The organism is Trichococcus sp. K1Tr (genome assembly GCF_028309625.1).
In the GTDB taxonomy this organism is placed as follows: Bacteria; Bacillota; Bacilli; order Lactobacillales; family Aerococcaceae; genus Trichococcus.
Genome location: NZ_JAQMHR010000002.1, coordinates 225,947 through 243,280, shown reverse-complemented (window position 1 = coordinate 243,280; position 17,334 = coordinate 225,947). Strand labels below are relative to the sequence as shown.

The window sequence follows — 17,334 nt, the reverse complement described above, 5'->3', positions numbered from 1 at the left end:
ACGTGTGGTATATAATTGTAAGGTGAACACGTCATGACCTACAGGAGTGAGAAATATGGAACAGGAATTATCAAATGAACTATTTATCTGCGGGGGGTGCAATGCGAAAATCGGCCCCGGCGTTCTGGGAGACTTGCTCAGTCAGTTTCCGAAACAGGAAAACCCGAATTTTTTGGTCGGTTTCGACTCGTCCGATGATGCGGCGGTATTCCGGATAGACGCCGAGACGGCCATGATCCAGACGTTGGACTTCTTTCCCGCAATGGTCGCGGATGCCTCGCTTTTCGGGGAAATTGCCGCAGCCAACGCATTGAGCGATGTATTTGCGATGGGCGGCGAAGTGCTGACGGCCATGAACATCGTCTGCTGGCCCGAAACAAAAAGTACCGATACACTCGGGAAAATTTTGGCTGGCGGCTTCAAGAAAGTCCAGGAGGCAGGCGGCGTGCTGGTCGGCGGACATTCGATCCACGATCCCCAGCCCAAATACGGTCTCTCGGTATTGGGGAGAGTCCATCCCGATCGGATCTACCGGAATGACACGTGCATCCCAGGCGATGTCCTGCTGCTGACGAAACCATTGGGAACAGGCATCATCACGACGGCCTACAGCGCCGGGGAAATGGCGCAGGAAGCCTTCAACCAGGCGGTCACCTCGATGACTACACTGAACCGTTATGCAGCTGACGTGCTGAAAAAGTACACAGTCCACAGCTGTACGGATATCACCGGCTTCGGCCTGTTGGGGCACCTGTCGGAAATGGTCAGCGACCGCTGTTCCGCGACGGTCTACGCAGACAGCGTACCTTGCCTGAGTGGAGCCTATCAGGGAGCCAAGGAATTCCTGATCACAGCCGGCGGACAGCGCAACCGTAATCACCTGGAAGCCGATGTGGACTTCCAGATCGATGACTATGCCTTGGAGGAAATCCTTTTCGATCCGCAGACATCCGGCGGCCTGCTGGTGAGCGTCCCTGTCGAAGAAGCGGCCGCTCTGCTTGCCGAAATCGAAGCATTGGGCTTGCCCTGCGGCATCATCGGCGAAGTGACCGAAAAGGACGCCAAGAAGATCACGGTGGTCCATTGAGCCGAGAATCAAAAAATATGACATAACCAGGAGGAAAAGAGTATGAAAAAAATAGATGCAGTCGGACAAGCTTGTCCGATGCCGGTCATTTTGACCAAACGGGCTTTGAAAGAGAGCAACGGAGAAACGGTGCTCATCAGCGTGGATAATGAAATTGCGACGCAGAACCTTGCCAAGATGGCGGAGCAACTGAAGCTTTCCGTCCAAATCGAAAAAATCAACGATTCCCTTTATGAAGTGCAACTTTCCGATCCGAACGCGGGCAACCGACCGCACACCGCCGAACACCCTGTGCTTCCGGAGCAAGCCGCCGACACAGTCGCATCATCCGGAGCAAGTTATGTCGTCGTATTGAACAGCGACTTCATCGGCAACGGCAGCGAGGAATTGGGCCGTACGCTGATGAAAAGCTTCCTCTTCTCCCTGACGGAGCAGGAAGTCCTGCCCGACAAAGTGCTCTGCTACAATGCCGGCGCATTGCTGACAACGGAAGGTTCGTCCGTCCTGGACGACCTCAAAGCGCTGGAGGAAGACGGCGTCGAGGTGCTGACTTGCGGCATCTGCGGGGAATTCTATGGCGTGAAGGACAAATTGGCGGTCGGCACTTACACAAACATGTACCGCATCGTTGAAATCCTGCGCACCTCCAAGACCGTATCGCCATGATCGACCGCAAACATTACGGCATCGTCGCGTTTCCGACATCCCAGGCCGCCGCAGCCGCTGAAGCTGTTGTCCTGGATGCCGGTCGGGAATGCCGGCTGATCCCCATGCCGGAACAGATTTCGGCCGGATGTGGTCTTGTGCTGCAGACTCATCTCGACGAGCTGAACGCTGTCCGCTTGTTGTTGTCGGATCATGCCATTTCCAACGATGGCTGCTACGAAGTCCGTTTTGAGAACCGAAAAAAATCCGTGGAGGTCTGGCATGACTGAACTTTATTATTTCGACAACAGCGCAACCACGCTGAAGAAGCCGGCTGCGGTGGCTGAAGCTGTCTATCACGCCATCGCCGACGGTCAGCTGGGCAACCCGGCACGCGGAAGCCATACCGTTTCCCTGAACGCATTGCGGCTGACGGAAACGCTGCGCCAGAAAACAGCCGCCCTATTCGGTGTGCCGGATGCGGCAAACGTCGCTTTCACGGCCAACGCGACCGCCTCGCTGAACATGGTCCTGAAGGGCTTGTTGAACCCGGATGACCACATCATCACCACTGTGACGGAGCACAACGCCGCCCTGCGTCCGCTGTACCAACTTGAAGAACAGGGCGCTGCCTTATCGTTTGTAGGAGTCGATGAACTTGGCACGCTCCGCTATCCCGATTTCGAACGCCTGTTGCGACCCGATACCCGTGCAGTCGTGGTCAACCACGCTTCGAATGTCACCGGCAATGCGGCAGATCTGGAATGGATCGGCCGCTTCTGCAGGGAGCACAATTTGATTTTCATCGTCGACGCTTCCCAGAGCGCAGGCGTCCTCGCCATCGATATGGTGCAGCAGCACATCGACGTCCTCTGCTTCACCGGACACAAAGGACTCTACGGCCCGCAAGGAACCGGGGGCATCTGCCTCGGAGACAGGTCCTTGGAATTCGTGCCGGTGTTCACCGGCGGCAGCGGCTTCCATTCTTTCGATAAGCAATACCCGACAGAGATGCCGACCCTTTTCGAGGCCGGCACCCAGAATGTCCATGGCTTGGCGGGCCTTTCCGCCGGTTTGGATTACATCGGCCAGAAAGGTCTGGCAGCGATCACTATACACCTGCAGGAACTGACTTTCCGCTTCCATGACCAGATCAAGGACATCCCGGGAATCACCCTCTACGGCAGTTTCGCTGAAAGCATGGAGCGCGCGCCGGTCGTTTCGCTGAATCTGGAGGGCTGGTCCTCCGGCGACCTCAGCGATGCGCTCTTCATGGATTACGCAATCGCTGTGCGCCCCGGCGCCCATTGCGCACCGCTCATCCATCAGGCTTTCGGCACAGAAAAAACCGGCATGGTCCGCTTCAGCTTCTCCAGCTTCAACACGATGGAGGAAATCGACTACGCAGCCAAGGCGCTGCGGATTTTGGCGGAAGAAGAATAAAATAAAACAGAGCAGCCACCCGCTTTCACGGGCAGCTGCTCTGTTTTGTTTTTTGTAATCAAGCGTTACATTGCTTCATCCACTCCAGAATGGCTTCGGCCGTTGCTTCGGCGTCTTCGTTCCGGAAGATGGTGGAAAATTCCTTTTTGTTGAAGTTGTAGCGGGGATCATAGTATTTCACCAACAGATCCGCGATGACCGCGTCGAAATCCTGCTGGCGCACCTGTTCCTTGTAACCCTCAACACGCGCTTCATTCAGGTAAGGTTTCAAACGGTCAAGCGCTGCGAGGAGCTCTGCTTCATTGCTGTGGAGGTAATCTTTTTTGATTTGTCCGATCCGGTAATCCAATGAAGCCTCGATGTTCAGGTTTATGCCTTTCTGCATCGCATCAATCAACGAGGGCGGCAATACGGCCTGTCCGATCCGCTTGCTTTCGCCTTCAGTAAAGACGACCAGCGGCTCCTTCCAGCCAGCGGCGCTCTCGACCAACAGACTTTCGAACATTTTTTGGTTGTGTGGCTGTTTCTTCTTAAGGCCGACGCCTCCGAAGACGGACCCTCTGTTGTTGGCGCAGGCTTCCAAATCAAGCACATTGGCTCCACGCTTCTTCAGTTCCTCCAGGATGGCTGTTTTACCGGTCCCGGTATTGCCGTAGAGTGTCACAAACTGGACCTTTTCGAACAATACGGGAATCAGATTATTGATCGTGCTGCGGTAGTTTTTGTAGCCGCCTTCCATCCGGTGGACATTCATACCCAAAGATTTGAGCAAGGAAAAAATCGAATTGCTGCGGAATCCCCCCCTACTGCAGAAGATGACGACTTGGTCATAGGCTTTTGTATACTCCTGGAAGAGGCTGAACATTTCCGGTAATCTTGGGGAAATAGTTTGGATACCGTGGCTTTTAGCATCGTCGATCTTGCCGGCGACGTAAAGCGTTCCCACTGTTTTCCTATCCTCATCATCCAGGACCGGCACATTTACGGCGCCCGGTATGGTCGACTTCGCATATTCTGACGGACTCCTGACGTCCACATACAGAATCGATTTGTCTCCGCGTTGCTGTTCTATTTCTTCATACGTTGCGACTGGTTTCAATTGGTTCACCACTTTCTGTTTCTAAGTATATCCCCTGTCGGGCAGGAATGCCACCCGAAATATTGAGGCAAGCGCATGAAAACGACCCGACAAGCTCCTCAATTAACGGAGACATGCGGGGTCGTTTCGCATTCAAGCGTTCAATTTTGCTGCATCTATTTCTTTGCTTTATGCACTTTCAGCGCTTTGCCTTTGACGGTGCGGTTCTGCATCTCGGAAATCACAAAGGGGCCTTTGCCGTTCAGGATTTCGATGTAGGTCACGTTTTCCTGGATCGTGATGATGCCGATATCATCCGCATCGATGCCGGGAATATTGGTCAGCGTGCCGACGAAATCGATGGCGCGCAATTTTTTCTTCTTGCCGCCATTGAAATAGACTTTGGTGATGTCCTTGTTCAATTCCCGGTTCCGTGCCTGTTTGATGACGGGGCGTTCCTGCAGTTTCTTTTCAAAAGTCGCTTTATGGTGCTGCACGAAGCGGGCGCTCGGCGGATTGATTTCAGTGATTTCCTGCTGAGCGAAGTCTTGCACTGCCTGCCAGCTTCTTTCCTCATTAGGCGTAACCAAGGTCAAGGCTATCCCTGTTTTACCGGCGCGGCCGGTCCTGCCGGTACGGTGGATGAAGCTCTCTTTCTCCTCGGGGACATCATAATTGACGACATGCGTCACGTTATCGACATCGATGCCGCGCGCAGCCACATCCGTAGCCACCAAATAGCGCAGCCTGCCTTTGCGGAAATCTTCCATGACGGCTGTGCGGTCATCCTGCACCATTCCGCCGTGCATCTTATCGATCGGCAAACCGGCTTTACTCAAGAATGTGTACAGCCCGTTTACGGCTTCCTGCGTATTGCAGAAGATGATGCAGCTGTCAGGATTCTCAACGGTCAGCAGATCCAATAGTTGCTTGGGTTTGCCCGACTCTTGGACACGGATGAAGGATTGCAGAATCTTCGGCTTGGATGCCTCGTCGCTTTCCATTTTCACTGAAACGCGGTCGTTCTTCATATAGAAGCTGGCCAGACGCACCACTTCATTCGGCATGGTCGCGGAGAACAGCAGCGTTTGTCTTTGTTTCGGAAGGAAATCGATAATGGCTTCCACTTGCTCAATGAAGCCCATATTCAGCATCTCATCCGCCTCATCAAGTACCAGGTAGCGTATCTTGTCAAATTTCATTGTCCCTTTTTGCAGATGATCCAAAACCCTGCCCGGAGTGCCGACTACGATATGGCTTTTCTGTCTCAATTCCGATTTTTGCGTATCGAAGGAAGTCTTGCCGAAGACAGCAGTAGCCTTGATCCGCTTCAGCCGTCCGATGTTGGTGATGTCCTCTTTCACCTGCAAAGCCAGCTCCCTTGTCGGAACCAAAATCAGCGCCTGCGGACGGTTTTCTTCCCAACTTACACTTTCGCACAACGGTACGCCGAAACTGACGGTCTTGCCGCTGCCAGTCTGCGATTCGACAATGATATCTTTGCCCTTTAAGGTCATCGGGATGACCTCCTGTTGTACTTGCGTCGGTTTGAAATAACGCAATGCCTTTAGTGCCGTAACGATTTCTTCGCTGATTGCGAAGTCTTCAAATGTTGTATAATTCATCTTGTCCTACCTTCACTTTTGATTTGTCGTCTCAGTATAACAGGAAAACATTAATAAATCCGCGTTTTTGTGAAAACGAGTGGCCGGTGCGGAATTAAAAACGGAACTGGATCTGAATCCCGCAAAGGGTTCCGCTTCCAGTTCCACCATTACCGTTTGCGCCAGTTCACTCTTCGCAGAACAGCCTGATCCGCTCGATTGCTTGTTGCGCCATTTCATCCCGTTTTTCCTGGTAAGCTTCTTTATCAAATGTTTTGTTCTTATCTACATAAGGAATATTCTGGATGCTTTCCAAGTTTAACGTCGTTCCGCCTTCCTCCGCTTTGGCCGTGTAATTTTGCCGCACGAAAGAATCTTCGGCCGGATCGACAGTGTCCACCCGGATGGCTGCGCGCATGACGAACTCCTCAGGGAACAGCTCCGCCTGCTGCACTTCAATGTTCACCGGCACCATTTTCCCGAACATGTCGTACTCTGCTTTGTAGACACTGGACATGCCGCCGTCCCCGCTGATCTGCTTGACGATTTTCAGTCCCTCATGAATGTCTTGCCAATTCCCCACATTGGCGGCGTATTGCCATACTTTTCCCAACGGTGCTTCGATAAAAATACTTTTCTTGATGTGGCTTTTGATGTAGTCCATTTTATTCATCCTTCCTGCTGATTGAACCTACTGCCCTCATATGCGACTTTGATAGCGTTATCTTTATCTTCATTATAATCAAATAAATTCTCTTATACAAACTTGGCTTGATAAACTTCGAAAACCACACTTGGCAAGGACACCATTCTTTGTTAAACTGTTCGGGACAGTTCGTAACCATCCTGTCGTAAAATAAAACTAGGGTAATAGAATCATGCAATCAAAACGCAGGAATGTTTTTTGAGTTGGCTTGTTCTCTCCTTAGAGACAACCTTCTCGGCATCCGTGCGTCTTTTTTTGTGCATATTCTTGTAAGGCGTTGAATAAAGTATTGTGAGGTTTTTAAACAGTCAATAAAAATCTCCTCAAATGCATTCAATTCTTTTATTTTTGATTCTATTTCCTCTATACTTTGCGTATAGAAAGGGATGATCCGAGATGATGCTGACGAAGAAGGTCCGTTTGATTTTGACAGACGAAACTTCCAAACTCTACCAAGCAGCCGGCGTTGCCCGCTGGGCCTACAACTACACGATCCGGATGCAGGAAATGAACCACCGCTTCGGTGGGACATTCATCAGCGACAATGAACTGCGGAAGCACATCACCAAGATGAAGAAGCGCAAGAAATATGCCTGGCTGAACGACGTGTCCAATAATGTCGTCAAACAAGCGGTCAAGGATGCCTGTAAAGCCTACAAAGCATTCTTCAATGGGCAAGCTCAGCATCCCCGGTTCAAGACCAAACGCCGCTCCACGCCGAGTTTCTACAATGACTGCGTCAAGCTGAAAGTGAAAGGCAACCGCGTCCTGCTAGAGAAAATCGGTTGGGTGAAAACCAACGAACTGTTGCCCGTGGACTGCAAATACTACAACCCGCGCATCAAGTTCGACGGCAAATACTGGTATCTGATGGTTGGCATCGAGGTGAATCCGGTAAAAGTTGAATTGGATGGTCGGAAAGTCGGCGTGGATATCGGCATCAAGGAGTTAGCTGTCACTTCCGATGGCGTTTTTTACAACAACATCAACAAGACAGCCTCCGTGAGGAAAGCGGAGAAACGCCTCAAGAGATTGCAACGGCGTGCAAGCAAAAAATACAAAAAAGGAACGCCTAAATCTAAACATCTCCTAAATCTAGAAGGTGAAATCCGAAAGCAGCACCGACGCTTAGCCAACATCAGAACCAATCATGTCCATCAAGCAACGGCGGAGATCGTGAAATCCAAACCCTCCCGCATTGTGATGGAAACGCTGAACATCCGCGGCATGATGAAAGACAAGCATTTGGCTAAAGCGGTCGCAAATCAGAAACTCTATTTCTTCAAACAATGCCTGCAGTACAAATGCGAACTAAATGGCATTGAATTTGTGGAAGCAGACCAATGGTTCCCGAGCTCCAAGTTGTGCAACAACTGCGGAACGCTCAAGAAGGACCTGAAACGCAGCGACCGAGTCTACCACTGCGCGTGCGGCCACCATTGCGATAGGGATCTGAACGCAAGCTACAATCTGAGGGATTACCAAGCAGTCTAACGGTAACTCGGATATGTACGATTCGTTGCATCGGAATTTACGCCCTCGGAGTGCTGCATCAAACGAAAGTAGTCCGTCAGGACCAAATCGGGCACGAAGAACAGGGAAGCAAACATAAACTAGATTTAGTTAGATTTATGGCAACGGTGGACCGATGCAAAAATCATTCACAAAAACACAAAAATTGACTTTCTCAGCAATGTATATCGCTATGTACATCGTCATCATGGCTCTGACGCAATCTTTCGCTTTTGGACAATATCAAATCCGCATCGCCACAACTCTTTACGCTCTAGCTTATTTTAATCCGTTCCTGATCATTCCGGCTGGCCTCGCCAATCTTATGTCGAACCTGTTCTTCGGCGGACTGGGGATCATCGACATGCTTGGTGGGACCCTCGTCGGCATCGTTACGGCTTCGCTCGTTTACGCTGTCCGCAAATACAACTTGCCGAAGTGGTGTCTGATCCTGCCTATCATCTTCATCCCGGGAATCGTTGTGCCGATCTACCTATCGCAACTGTTGGCCATCCCGTTCCTGCCGCTTGTCGTCAGCCTCTGCATCGGCCAATCGGTACCGGCTTTCGTCGGCTACTTTTTGGTGCAGGCACTGGAAAAACGATTCTATAAAAGCGCGCTTTTAAAGCCCTGAGCATAAGGAGGAACACACAATGACAGCAGGCAGAAATGAAGCCGATCTGAACGGCATCACCCAATTGGGCAACCAACATACTAAATATCCGCAGGACTACGATCCGAAAGTCCTTGAAACTTTTCCGAACAAGCATCCTGACAATGATTACTTTGTGAAATTCAACTGCCCCGAATTCACAAGCCTGTGCCCGATGACGGGACAGCCCGATTTTGCGACCATCTATATTTCCTACGTCCCGGGAGAGATCATGGTCGAAAGCAAATCGTTGAAGCTCTACCTTTTCAGTTTCCGCAACCATGGCGACTTCCACGAGGATTGCATGAACATCATCATGAAGGATCTGATTGCATTGATGGCGCCGAAATACATCGAAGTGTGGGGGAAATTCACACCGAGAGGCGGCATCTCGATCGATCCATACTGCAACTACGGCAAGCCTGGAACGAAATGGGAAGACGTGGCTTGGCAACGCTTGGCTCAACACGATCTTTATCCCGAGAAAGTAGACAACCGCTAGATGGAAAATATGAATGGGACAACACCAAAACAAGCCTTGGTCATCTTTTCCGGCGGGCAGGATTCAACGACTTGCCTGATCCAAGCCATCCAAAAGTACGGTGCGGCAAACACCGTGGCCCTTTCCTTCAGCTATGGCCAACGCCATGGCATCGAACTGGAGCGGGCAGCCTGGATCGCCAACGATCTTGGGGTAGAACACCATATCCTGGACGCGAATGTCATGGGCAAAGTAACGACGAACGCATTGATGGACGAATCGCAGACAATCAAGGAAGCCGATGCCGAAGACTACCCGAATACCTTCGTCGACGGCCGGAACGCCCTGTTCCTTTTGTTGGCCGGCATCTTCGCCAAGTCAAAAGGCATCCGCACCATTATCCTAGGCGTATGCGAAACGGACTTCAGCGGCTATCCGGATTGCCGGGACGTATTCGTCAAATCGATGAACGTGACCCTGAACCTGGCCATGGATTACAATTTCAACGTCGAAACGCCGTTGATGTACTTGACGAAGGCGCAGACATGGGAGCTTGCTGATCAGCTGGGCTGTCTCGCCTACATCGAGGAACATACACATACTTGTTATATGGGTGTTCCCGGCGGTTGCGGCGAGTGCCCTTCCTGCAAACTCCGCAACGCCGGACTGGCAGAATACCTGAATAAATAAAATAAATAGCCCTCTGGCTGTTCCGCTGCTGCGGATCATCCGGAGGGTTATTTATTTTCACCAAAGGCAACTTGCCCAGTATCGGGATTACCATACATACGGAAGCAAACGATATTTGACGCGTTGGGTATAGGCTGTGTAACCCGGCAACCCTTCCTTCAGCATCTCCTCCTCGTCCTTGATCCGCGCGATGATTTCGAGGCAACTCAATACCATCGGAAGCAAGGCATAATAAGACCCGAGCATCAGCGGAATCGACAGATACAGGATGATGGACGCCGAATACATCGGGTGGCGGATGATTGAATAAAGGCCGGTATCGATCAACTGCTGCCCTTCCTAGATTTCGATGACGCGGGATGCATAGCTATTCTGGGCGAATACGGCGACCACCATCGCGTAGGCGAGCTCGAACACGATGACGCTGGCAACAATCAGCCAAAGCGGAACATCGGACCACTGAAAACGGTAGTCCAATCCAGGCAGAAAAAAGCCCAGGAGCATGAACAACCCTGAAATTTGGACGATTTTACGTTGCGCTTTGCGCGGTTCCTTCAGGTTCATCCGTTTTTCCAGCAAAGCGGGATCCTTCCGCAACAAAAAGAGGAGCGTCATGACCAAAGGGATTGTCAATGCCGCCAGAAAAAGCCAAGCCTGCCAATACCCGAAGCTCCCCGCAAAAGCGAACAGGAGTCCTCCGATCAGAACCAAACCTGAAAAAAGACGGAACAGGACCAACCTTAGCAAATTGCGCCTTTCCTGCCGAACCTGCTTTCTATCCATGAAATCCATCCCCTGTCTGACGTTTCGGCAATCGTTTCAAATCCATCGCTTCTTCCGCCAGCAAAGCGGCCTTATCGGTACGCTCCCATGGAAGATCCAATTCGGGTCTGCCGAAATGTCCATAGCAGGCAAGCTTTCTGTAGATTGGTTTCCGCAGATCGAAATCGCGGATGATTGCAGCTGGACGCAGGTCGAAGTGCTTTTCGATCAGTTCTTCGATTAGTTCTTCGGCGAGGCTGGCCGTCCCGAACGTTTCAACACGGACGGAAACGGGCCTCGCCACTCCGATGACATAGGCCAGCTGGATCTCGCAGCTGTCGGCCAATCCGGCAGCAACTATATTCTTCGCAACATATCGGGCAGCATAGGCGGCGGAACGGTCGACTTTTGTCGGATCTTTCCCGGAAAAGGAGCCTCCGCCATGCCGCGCATAACCACCATAAGTATCGACGATGATCTTTTTACCGGTCCATCCCGAATCGCCGGCAGGACCGCCGATGACGAAACGACCGGTGGCATTGACAAAATATTTCGTCTGATCATCCAACAGCTCCGAAGGGATGCCGACCGGAATCACCTTCCGGAGCATATCGTCTCTGATTTGTTCCTGGCCGACCGATTCGTCATGCTGGCAGGCGATTACGACCGCTTCGACCCTTTTGACTTGGCCATCCTCATACTCCACAGTCACCTGCGTTTTGCCGTCCGGCCTCAGATAGGGCAGTTCCCCTGATTTCCGAAGTTCCGCAACCTTCTTTGCCAGCTTATGCGCCAACGTGATCGGCAACGGCATCAACTCCGGCGTCTCCTTGCAGGCATAGCCGAACATCAGGCCCTGATCGCCGGCGCCCAATTGGTCCGTTTCATCGTCCGAACCGAGCCGTTTTTCCAAAGAGGAGCCAACCCCTGCAGCGATATCCGCTGATTGCCTGTCCAAACCGATCAGGACCGAACAGGCCTTCCCATCGATACCATAGTCGCTGTCCGTGTAGCCGACATCCTGGATGATCGTCCGGACGATGGCCGGAATATCCACCATGCTGACCGTCGTGATCTGGCCGAAAACCGTGATCAAACCAGTACTGGCGGAAACATCGCAAGCCACCCGCGCGAACGGATCATCCTCCAGAATAGCATCCAAAATCCCGTCGGCTATCTGATCGCAGAGCTTATCCGGATGCCCCTCCATGACCGATTCCGAGGTGAAAAATGTTCTCTTCATACTTTATCGCCTCTTTTTACTAAAAAATGAATGACGCAACCTTCCAAAACTTGTTTTATAAACTTCGCGCATCCTTGATTTGCTATTCGGACTCCGAAGGCATGAAGGTTGCGAAAAGGTAACCGACCCCGAAAGGACCTTCGTAGGAGAGCACTTCCGCTTCATATGCCCTGCCTTCGAACGCTCCCATCAGGAACAGGATGGAACGCAGCCCGCACTCCGCAGCCCTTTCAAGGAACCCGGAATCCAAACGCAACAGCTGCCCGGCATTCTTTTCCTTAATGGCTTTGATCACTAATTTATCAAACAAAGGTCCCGCCGAATGGTAGCCGTAAGGGCCCTCCGGCTTCAGCACGTGCGACAGATCGGCCGAGGCAATGATGGCCGTGCGCTGATCTGATTGGTCGCAAGCTTCCCCATAGCGCTTTCCCCATTCATAGTAGTGCTCGTAGGAAGGCACCGTCACCAAAATATTTTCCGTTTCCAGGTTGGGCGGCAGTTGTCTGTCCAGATAATGCATTGGCACTTCAAAACCGTGGCCTTCATGCGGTGATATGATGAGCAGACTGTCCGGCTTTGCGGCGGCGAGTCTTTCGGCTGCCATCTCCAAAGCCGCCACTGTGCGTTTTACCCTTTCGATGTCCTTCCCGCCTATTTCCGGAATGATGAGCGGCGGATGCGGACTGATGACGCCAAAAACCAACATAAGGGATCCCTCCTTTTCAGACGTTCCCAATGTGCACGTGCAGCAATCCGAATTTTTTCCCAAGCGCTGCGGCTTTTTCAAGAGTCTCCATCGAAGTGATGGCTGTGTCCATCATTTTCCAGCCAGGGAAGAAACGGTTGACATGCCACGGCACTTCTTTGCCGACCTCCTCGGCGATGAAACGCGCCATTCGTTCCAGTTGGTCGATGCGGTCATTCACCCCAGGGACGACGAGCGTGGCTATTTCGAGATGCACGCCTGATTCATGAAATCGGATGATCGTATCCAGCACCGGTTGCGCTGTGCCGCCGCAATATTCTTTGTACACTTCGTCATCGGTGCCCTTCAGATCGACATTGACGGCATCCAGATATGGAATGATGGCATCCAGCGTCTCTTTCGTCGCATAGCCGGCAGTCTTCCAGATATTCTTCAACCCTGCTTCACGGGCCAGCTTCATTGTGTCGAGCGCATATTCGACAAAGATGATTGGTTCCGTGTAAGTGTAGGCTATTGAAGGACAGCCGGCAGCCAAAGCCCGCCGCACATGCTCTTCCGGGCTGATGTCCTCCCCATAAATCGGACGATCCGGTTTGGAGGCCTGCGAAATCGCCCAGTTCTGGCACCAAAGACAACGCAGGTTGCAGCCGATTGTGGCGAACGAATAGGCTGTGGTACCCGGAAGAAAATGATTGAGCGGCTTCTTTTCGATGGGATCAATCGCAACCGCGATTGCTTTTCCGTAGTTCAATGCATACAGAGTCCCCTCACGGTTTTCCCTGACGGCACAGATGCCCCGCTTTCCTTGCGCGATGACGCAATGATGCGGGCAGACGCCGCACCTGACCCTGCCGTCCCCCAGTTTTTCGTACAACATAGCTTCCTTCATTTCATCAACCCCAATCATCCACTTCGTAAATGTTATCGCTTACACATATCTTACTGCATTTATGCTTTACAATCCAAAATTTAACAGGCCGATCCCCGAAAAGTCCAACATGCCTTGATCCAGCCAAAAAAAATTTGCAAACGTAAAAATAAAATAACACCTGATCATTTCTTATATCAAATCAGTAAATGTTTCGTTATAATTAGTAAAAATAACCAAAAAATTTACTATCCTATACGTAAGGAGACTATAAAATGAAATCAGAACTAGAAAAAATGATCGCCGGTGAACTTTATTTTTCCAGCAATCCGGAGCTTTCCTCGATGCGGCACAGTTCCCGGGAAAAGATGCACCTTTTCAACAATGAAACGGATGCCCGCAAGCGCAGCGAACTGTTGAAAAACTGGTTTGGAAAAACCGGGGAAAATATCTATATCGAACCGACATTTTCGCTGGATTACGGCTTTAATATTTTTGTCGGCGAGAATTTCTATGCGAACTTCAATTGCACGATACTGGACACCTGCCCGGTCACATTCGGGGACAACGTGATGATCGCTCCGAACGTCAGCTTCTATACGGCTACCCATCCGATTGATCCGGTCGAACGGAACAGCGGCTGTGAGTACGGCAAACCGATCACAATCGGGAACAATGTCTGGATCGGCGGATCTTCCGTGATCGGTCCGGGTGTCACGCTGGGGGACAATGTCGTCGTCGGGATGGGCAGCGTCGTGACCAAATCCTTCCCGGAAAATGTCGTGATTGCCGGGAATCCGGCACGCGTGATCCGTCACATCGAGCTTTCCGATTCTAAGTCCTAAATGCATGATTAAATGCTGAAAAACCGATGAATGCCTTTGTTGGGCTTCGCCGGTTTTTTTCGGTATTCATTTTTTTGCGCTGTAGCTCCGGTGAATGGGGCTTTCCCCGGAGTTGACGCTCTTTTTCTGGTGCTGTTCTCCTGCCAGCGCACCTTCCCCGGAGTTCGAGCTCTCATTCTGTAGCGTTCCTCCGGCCAATGTACTCTTCACCGGAGAAAAAGGGCGACAACGCTACTTTCTTGTTTCAGCTTCCGCCAGCAAACGGTGGATGGCTTTATCGACCAAGGCGATCGGAAACCCGACGATCGTGTTATAGTCGCCTTCGATACCGGAAACCCAGAGCGCCGCTTCCTCCTGGATGCCGTATGCTCCGGCTTTGTCCATCGGCTTGCCCGATGCCACGTATGCCTTCACTTCCTCCGCCATCCGATCATCCCACTCAAAGAAGCTGACTTTCGTCTCAGAAGCAAAAGTCTCTTCCTTTTCGCCCCATAAAATGCTGACACCGGTCAGGACCGAATGGGTCTTGCCTGCCATCGCTCGCAGCATCGCATAGGCGTCGGCTTCATCAACCGGTTTGCCAAGGATCTTTTCGTCCAACACGACCACAGTGTCCGAACCGATGACCATTGCTGCTCTGTTCTCACTGTGGATGACCACCGCCTTTTCCCGCGCCAATGTCTCCACCAGCTGCGCCGCAGTGTCAATGAACACCCCTTGTTCTGATTCGGCCAGGATGCGCTCTTCTATCGCTTTTTCGTCGATATCTGCAACCTGGACCGCGAAGTTCTTTATGCACAAGGACAGCAATTCGCTACGCCTTGGCGACTGACTCGCCAAAATGATTTTCGGATCCATTTGCTCTCCACTTTCTTCTTCAAAATACAAAATCATATCGTACCAAACGGCATTCCCGTGCGTGGAGTCCGATCTGCCGCTATTCACCAACCCGAATTTCTCGTAGTAAGGGATCTTTTCCTCTTTGCAGCAAAGCGTCAACCCCGTTCTGTCCGCTTGTCTGGCAGCATTAATCAGCGCTGTCAGCAGCTTTTCCGCGATTCCCTGTCTCCTGTGGGATGGGCTCACATCCAAGCCGAATACGCTTTGATAAGCGCCATCCGGATTATGCAGGGCAGCCTCATGGTAATGGGAATCGCGGATGATCGGTTCGTCGATGACGGCACCGTTCACGAATCCCACCAATTCGCCATCGGCTTCGGCAACCAGGAAACTCTCCGGGAACAGTTGCAGCCGCTCGCTCAGAGCTTCAAGCGTCGCCGCCTCGGCTTGCGGGAAACAAGTGTCCTCTATTATTTTCAGTGCAGCCAAATCCTGCAGCTCCGCTTTCCTAATCTCAACTTTCATCCTCTGATTCCTCCTTCTCTGTCCATATTTCATATTACCGACAAATCTTTGATTTTTCCAGAAAATTCGGTCTGTATAGCCTCCCAGGGAAAAACATTGTCCAGATTGGACAAACTACCCTCTCCCCGACTGTGTCAGAAAGCGATTGCATTAACTGCAATTCGAGAGTATGATGACGATAGCTTGATTATATATTCACTAATTCCATCATATCATTACCTAAGGGGGCTTCAAAATGAACAACATCGAAAATAAATGGATGCGTGCCGCTGTCCCGGCGCTGCTGATCCATTGCAGCATAGGAACAGTATACTGCTGGTCTTTGCTGAAGGGGGGCATCGCCGAATATATCGGCAGGCCGAAAGGTGAGGTCGAATGGGCGTTCAGTATTGCCATCTTCTTCCTCGGCATGTCGGCTGCCTTCGCGGGCAGGGTCGTCGAGAAGGATATCCACAAGTCTTCCCTGATTGCGGCAGTTTGTTTTGCTGCCGGGATGGCCGGAACTGGATTCTTCATCCAACAGAAATCGCTGATCGGAATCTTTCTGACTTATGGTGTCTTGATGGGCATCGGTTGCGGCATCGGCTATCTCTCGCCGGTCAAAACCCTGATGCTCTGGTTCAAAAACAACAAAGGCTTGGCTACCGGAATAGCGGTGGCCGGATTCGGATTGGCAAAGGTCATCGCCAGCCCGATCATCGAGATGCTTTTGGGTGCAACCAATGCAGATGGTACGCTAGTTGACCCGACCCGTCTCTACAAACTGTTCTACATCCTGGCGGTTGTCTATTTCATCATGATGTTCCTAGGCCATCTACTATTGAAAAAACCGTCAGATTGGGTGGAAGTGCCCGTTCAGAAGAAGAAGGGTGAAAATATTCTCGACATCTTCAAGAACAAAACCTTCATCGGCATCTGGTTGATGTTCTTCATCAACATCACTTGCGGCTTGGCGCTCATCTCACAAGAGAAGGATTTGCTGCACTTCATTGGTTTCGGTGCAGTCGGAGTGATCAGCTCATTGACGGCGCTCTTCAACGCCGGTGGCCGGCTAGGCTTTTCGTCCTTCGGAGACAGGTTGAAGGACAGGAACACCATTTATATCTGGATTTTCAGCCTGTCGATTGCGGCTACAGCGATTACGCTTTTTTCGAACGGCATCAACAACGCAATCGCTCCTTTAGTCATCATTACGCTTTGTATCATCAACGCCGGCTACGGCGGCGGTTTCTCCAGCCTTCCGCCACTGCTTGCCGACCGCTTCGGGATGAACAGCATCAGTACCATCCACGGACTGGCTTTATCGGCCTGGGCTTTTGCCGGACTTTCCGGGAACCAATTGAGTGCCTTCATCGTAGCGAGGACAGGTTCTTATAACAACATTCTTTATGTCGTGTTGGCTCTGTATGCGGTCGCCCTCTTCATCAGCGCCTTCATCTTAAAAGACAAACCAATCGACACGAAAAAATCGGTCCGAAGACATCCAGCATGACAAATTAATCCCTTCAGAAAATCATCTCGAATGATTTTCTGAAGGGATTTTAATTTGGGAAATATAAGATATTTCAAATCCAATAGTGCATCACCGTTGGTGTTTCACTGGTTTTCAAAATGTTTCATACATCAAAAAATTGTCTAGCTTCACGG

At 51.2% G+C, this 17,334-nt stretch carries 18 protein-coding genes and 1 pseudogene; 10 read left to right on the top strand and 9 right to left on the bottom strand.

The window, feature by feature from the left end; genetic code table 11:
• Positions 1–55: 55 nt before the first annotated feature.
• Genes selD through PH235_RS04565 form a run of 4 tightly spaced genes read left to right on the top strand, consistent with a single transcriptional unit; the run spans position 56 to position 3,175 of the window.
• Positions 56–1,087, top strand: coding sequence for a selenide, water dikinase SelD (gene selD, locus PH235_RS04580; protein WP_272161235.1), 1,032 nt, complete (start codon positions 56–58; stop codon positions 1,085–1,087).
• A gap of 42 nt (positions 1,088–1,129) precedes the next feature.
• Complete coding sequence (gene yedF / locus PH235_RS04575; RefSeq protein ID WP_272161234.1) at positions 1,130–1,753, top strand: sulfurtransferase-like selenium metabolism protein YedF; 624 nt, start codon at positions 1,130–1,132, stop codon at positions 1,751–1,753.
• The gene (locus tag PH235_RS04570; protein WP_272161233.1) at positions 1,750–2,022 is read left to right on the top strand and encodes a DUF3343 domain-containing protein; all 273 of its coding nucleotides are present in this window, start codon (positions 1,750–1,752) and stop codon (positions 2,020–2,022) included. The genes yedF and PH235_RS04570 overlap by 4 nt, the downstream gene beginning before the upstream one ends.
• Positions 2,015–3,175 carry an aminotransferase class V-fold PLP-dependent enzyme gene (locus PH235_RS04565; protein ID WP_272161232.1) on the top strand — a complete coding sequence of 387 codons (1,161 nt, stop codon included), beginning with the start codon at positions 2,015–2,017 and terminating at the stop codon, positions 3,173–3,175. The genes PH235_RS04570 and PH235_RS04565 overlap by 8 nt, the downstream gene beginning before the upstream one ends.
• Positions 3,176–3,233: 58 nt before the next feature.
• Here the strand turns inward: PH235_RS04565 and mnmH are convergent, their stop codons facing one another.
• The 3 genes from mnmH to PH235_RS04550 form a co-directional block, all read right to left on the bottom strand.
• Positions 3,234–4,274 carry a tRNA 2-selenouridine(34) synthase MnmH gene (gene mnmH / locus PH235_RS04560; protein ID WP_272161231.1) on the bottom strand — a complete coding sequence of 347 codons (1,041 nt, stop codon included), beginning with the start codon at positions 4,272–4,274 and terminating at the stop codon, positions 3,234–3,236.
• A gap of 155 nt (positions 4,275–4,429) precedes the next feature.
• A complete protein-coding gene (locus PH235_RS04555) occupies positions 4,430–5,878 on the bottom strand; it encodes a DEAD/DEAH box helicase (RefSeq protein ID WP_272161230.1) in 1,449 nt (482 codons plus the stop codon).
• Between the two features lie 166 nt (positions 5,879–6,044).
• Positions 6,045–6,521 (bottom strand): hypothetical protein, encoded by a 477-nt coding sequence (locus PH235_RS04550; RefSeq protein WP_272161229.1) that lies wholly within the window; start codon positions 6,519–6,521, stop codon positions 6,045–6,047.
• A gap of 438 nt (positions 6,522–6,959) precedes the next feature.
• Here PH235_RS04550 and PH235_RS04545 point away from each other — a divergent pair, with 438 nt between their 5' ends.
• The 4 genes from PH235_RS04545 (at position 6,960) to queC (ending at position 9,898) form a co-directional block, all read left to right on the top strand.
• Positions 6,960–8,057 (top strand): RNA-guided endonuclease InsQ/TnpB family protein, encoded by a 1,098-nt coding sequence (locus PH235_RS04545; RefSeq protein WP_272161228.1) that lies wholly within the window; start codon positions 6,960–6,962, stop codon positions 8,055–8,057.
• A gap of 154 nt (positions 8,058–8,211) precedes the next feature.
• A complete protein-coding gene (locus PH235_RS04540) occupies positions 8,212–8,709 on the top strand; it encodes a QueT transporter family protein (protein WP_272161227.1) in 498 nt (165 codons plus the stop codon).
• A gap of 19 nt (positions 8,710–8,728) precedes the next feature.
• Positions 8,729–9,229, top strand: coding sequence for a preQ(1) synthase (queF, locus tag PH235_RS04535; RefSeq protein ID WP_272161226.1), 501 nt, complete (start codon positions 8,729–8,731; stop codon positions 9,227–9,229).
• The gene (gene queC, locus PH235_RS04530) at positions 9,230–9,898 is read left to right on the top strand and encodes a 7-cyano-7-deazaguanine synthase QueC (protein WP_272161225.1); all 669 of its coding nucleotides are present in this window, start codon (positions 9,230–9,232) and stop codon (positions 9,896–9,898) included. It abuts the gene before it with no gap.
• Between the two features lie 87 nt (positions 9,899–9,985).
• On the opposite strand, the gene PH235_RS04525 is transcribed toward queC, so the two are convergent.
• The 5 genes from PH235_RS04525 to amrS form a co-directional block, all read right to left on the bottom strand.
• The gene (locus PH235_RS04525; protein WP_272161224.1) at positions 9,986–10,225 is read right to left on the bottom strand and encodes a methyltransferase family protein; all 240 of its coding nucleotides are present in this window, start codon (positions 10,223–10,225) and stop codon (positions 9,986–9,988) included.
• 12 nt (positions 10,226–10,237) lie between these two features.
• The gene (locus tag PH235_RS04520; protein ID WP_272161223.1) at positions 10,238–10,681 is read right to left on the bottom strand and encodes a hypothetical protein; all 444 of its coding nucleotides are present in this window, start codon (positions 10,679–10,681) and stop codon (positions 10,238–10,240) included.
• The gene (gene metK / locus PH235_RS04515) at positions 10,674–11,903 is read right to left on the bottom strand and encodes a methionine adenosyltransferase (protein WP_272161222.1); all 1,230 of its coding nucleotides are present in this window, start codon (positions 11,901–11,903) and stop codon (positions 10,674–10,676) included. Before metK ends, PH235_RS04520 begins: the two co-directional genes overlap by 8 nt.
• An 82-nt stretch (positions 11,904–11,985) precedes the next feature.
• Positions 11,986–12,609, bottom strand: coding sequence for an AmmeMemoRadiSam system protein B (amrB, locus tag PH235_RS04510; RefSeq protein WP_272161221.1), 624 nt, complete (start codon positions 12,607–12,609; stop codon positions 11,986–11,988).
• Between the two features lie 16 nt (positions 12,610–12,625).
• Positions 12,626–13,498, bottom strand: coding sequence for an AmmeMemoRadiSam system radical SAM enzyme (amrS, locus tag PH235_RS04505; RefSeq protein WP_272161220.1), 873 nt, complete (start codon positions 13,496–13,498; stop codon positions 12,626–12,628).
• Positions 13,499–13,752: 254 nt separating this feature from the next.
• Here amrS and PH235_RS04500 point away from each other — a divergent pair.
• A pseudogene (locus tag PH235_RS04500) lies at positions 13,753–14,301 on the top strand (sugar O-acetyltransferase); the annotation flags it as partial.
• Between the two features lie 252 nt (positions 14,302–14,553).
• Here PH235_RS04500 and PH235_RS04495 read toward each other — a convergent pair.
• Complete coding sequence (locus PH235_RS04495) at positions 14,554–15,687, bottom strand: Maf family nucleotide pyrophosphatase (RefSeq protein ID WP_272161219.1); 1,134 nt, start codon at positions 15,685–15,687, stop codon at positions 14,554–14,556.
• A 244-nt stretch (positions 15,688–15,931) separates the two neighbouring features.
• On the opposite strand from PH235_RS04495, the gene PH235_RS04490 reads away from it, so the two are divergent.
• On the top strand, positions 15,932–17,179 hold the full coding sequence (locus PH235_RS04490) for an OFA family MFS transporter (protein WP_272161543.1): 1,248 nt from the start codon (positions 15,932–15,934) through the stop codon (positions 17,177–17,179).
• Positions 17,180–17,334 lie beyond the last annotated feature (155 nt).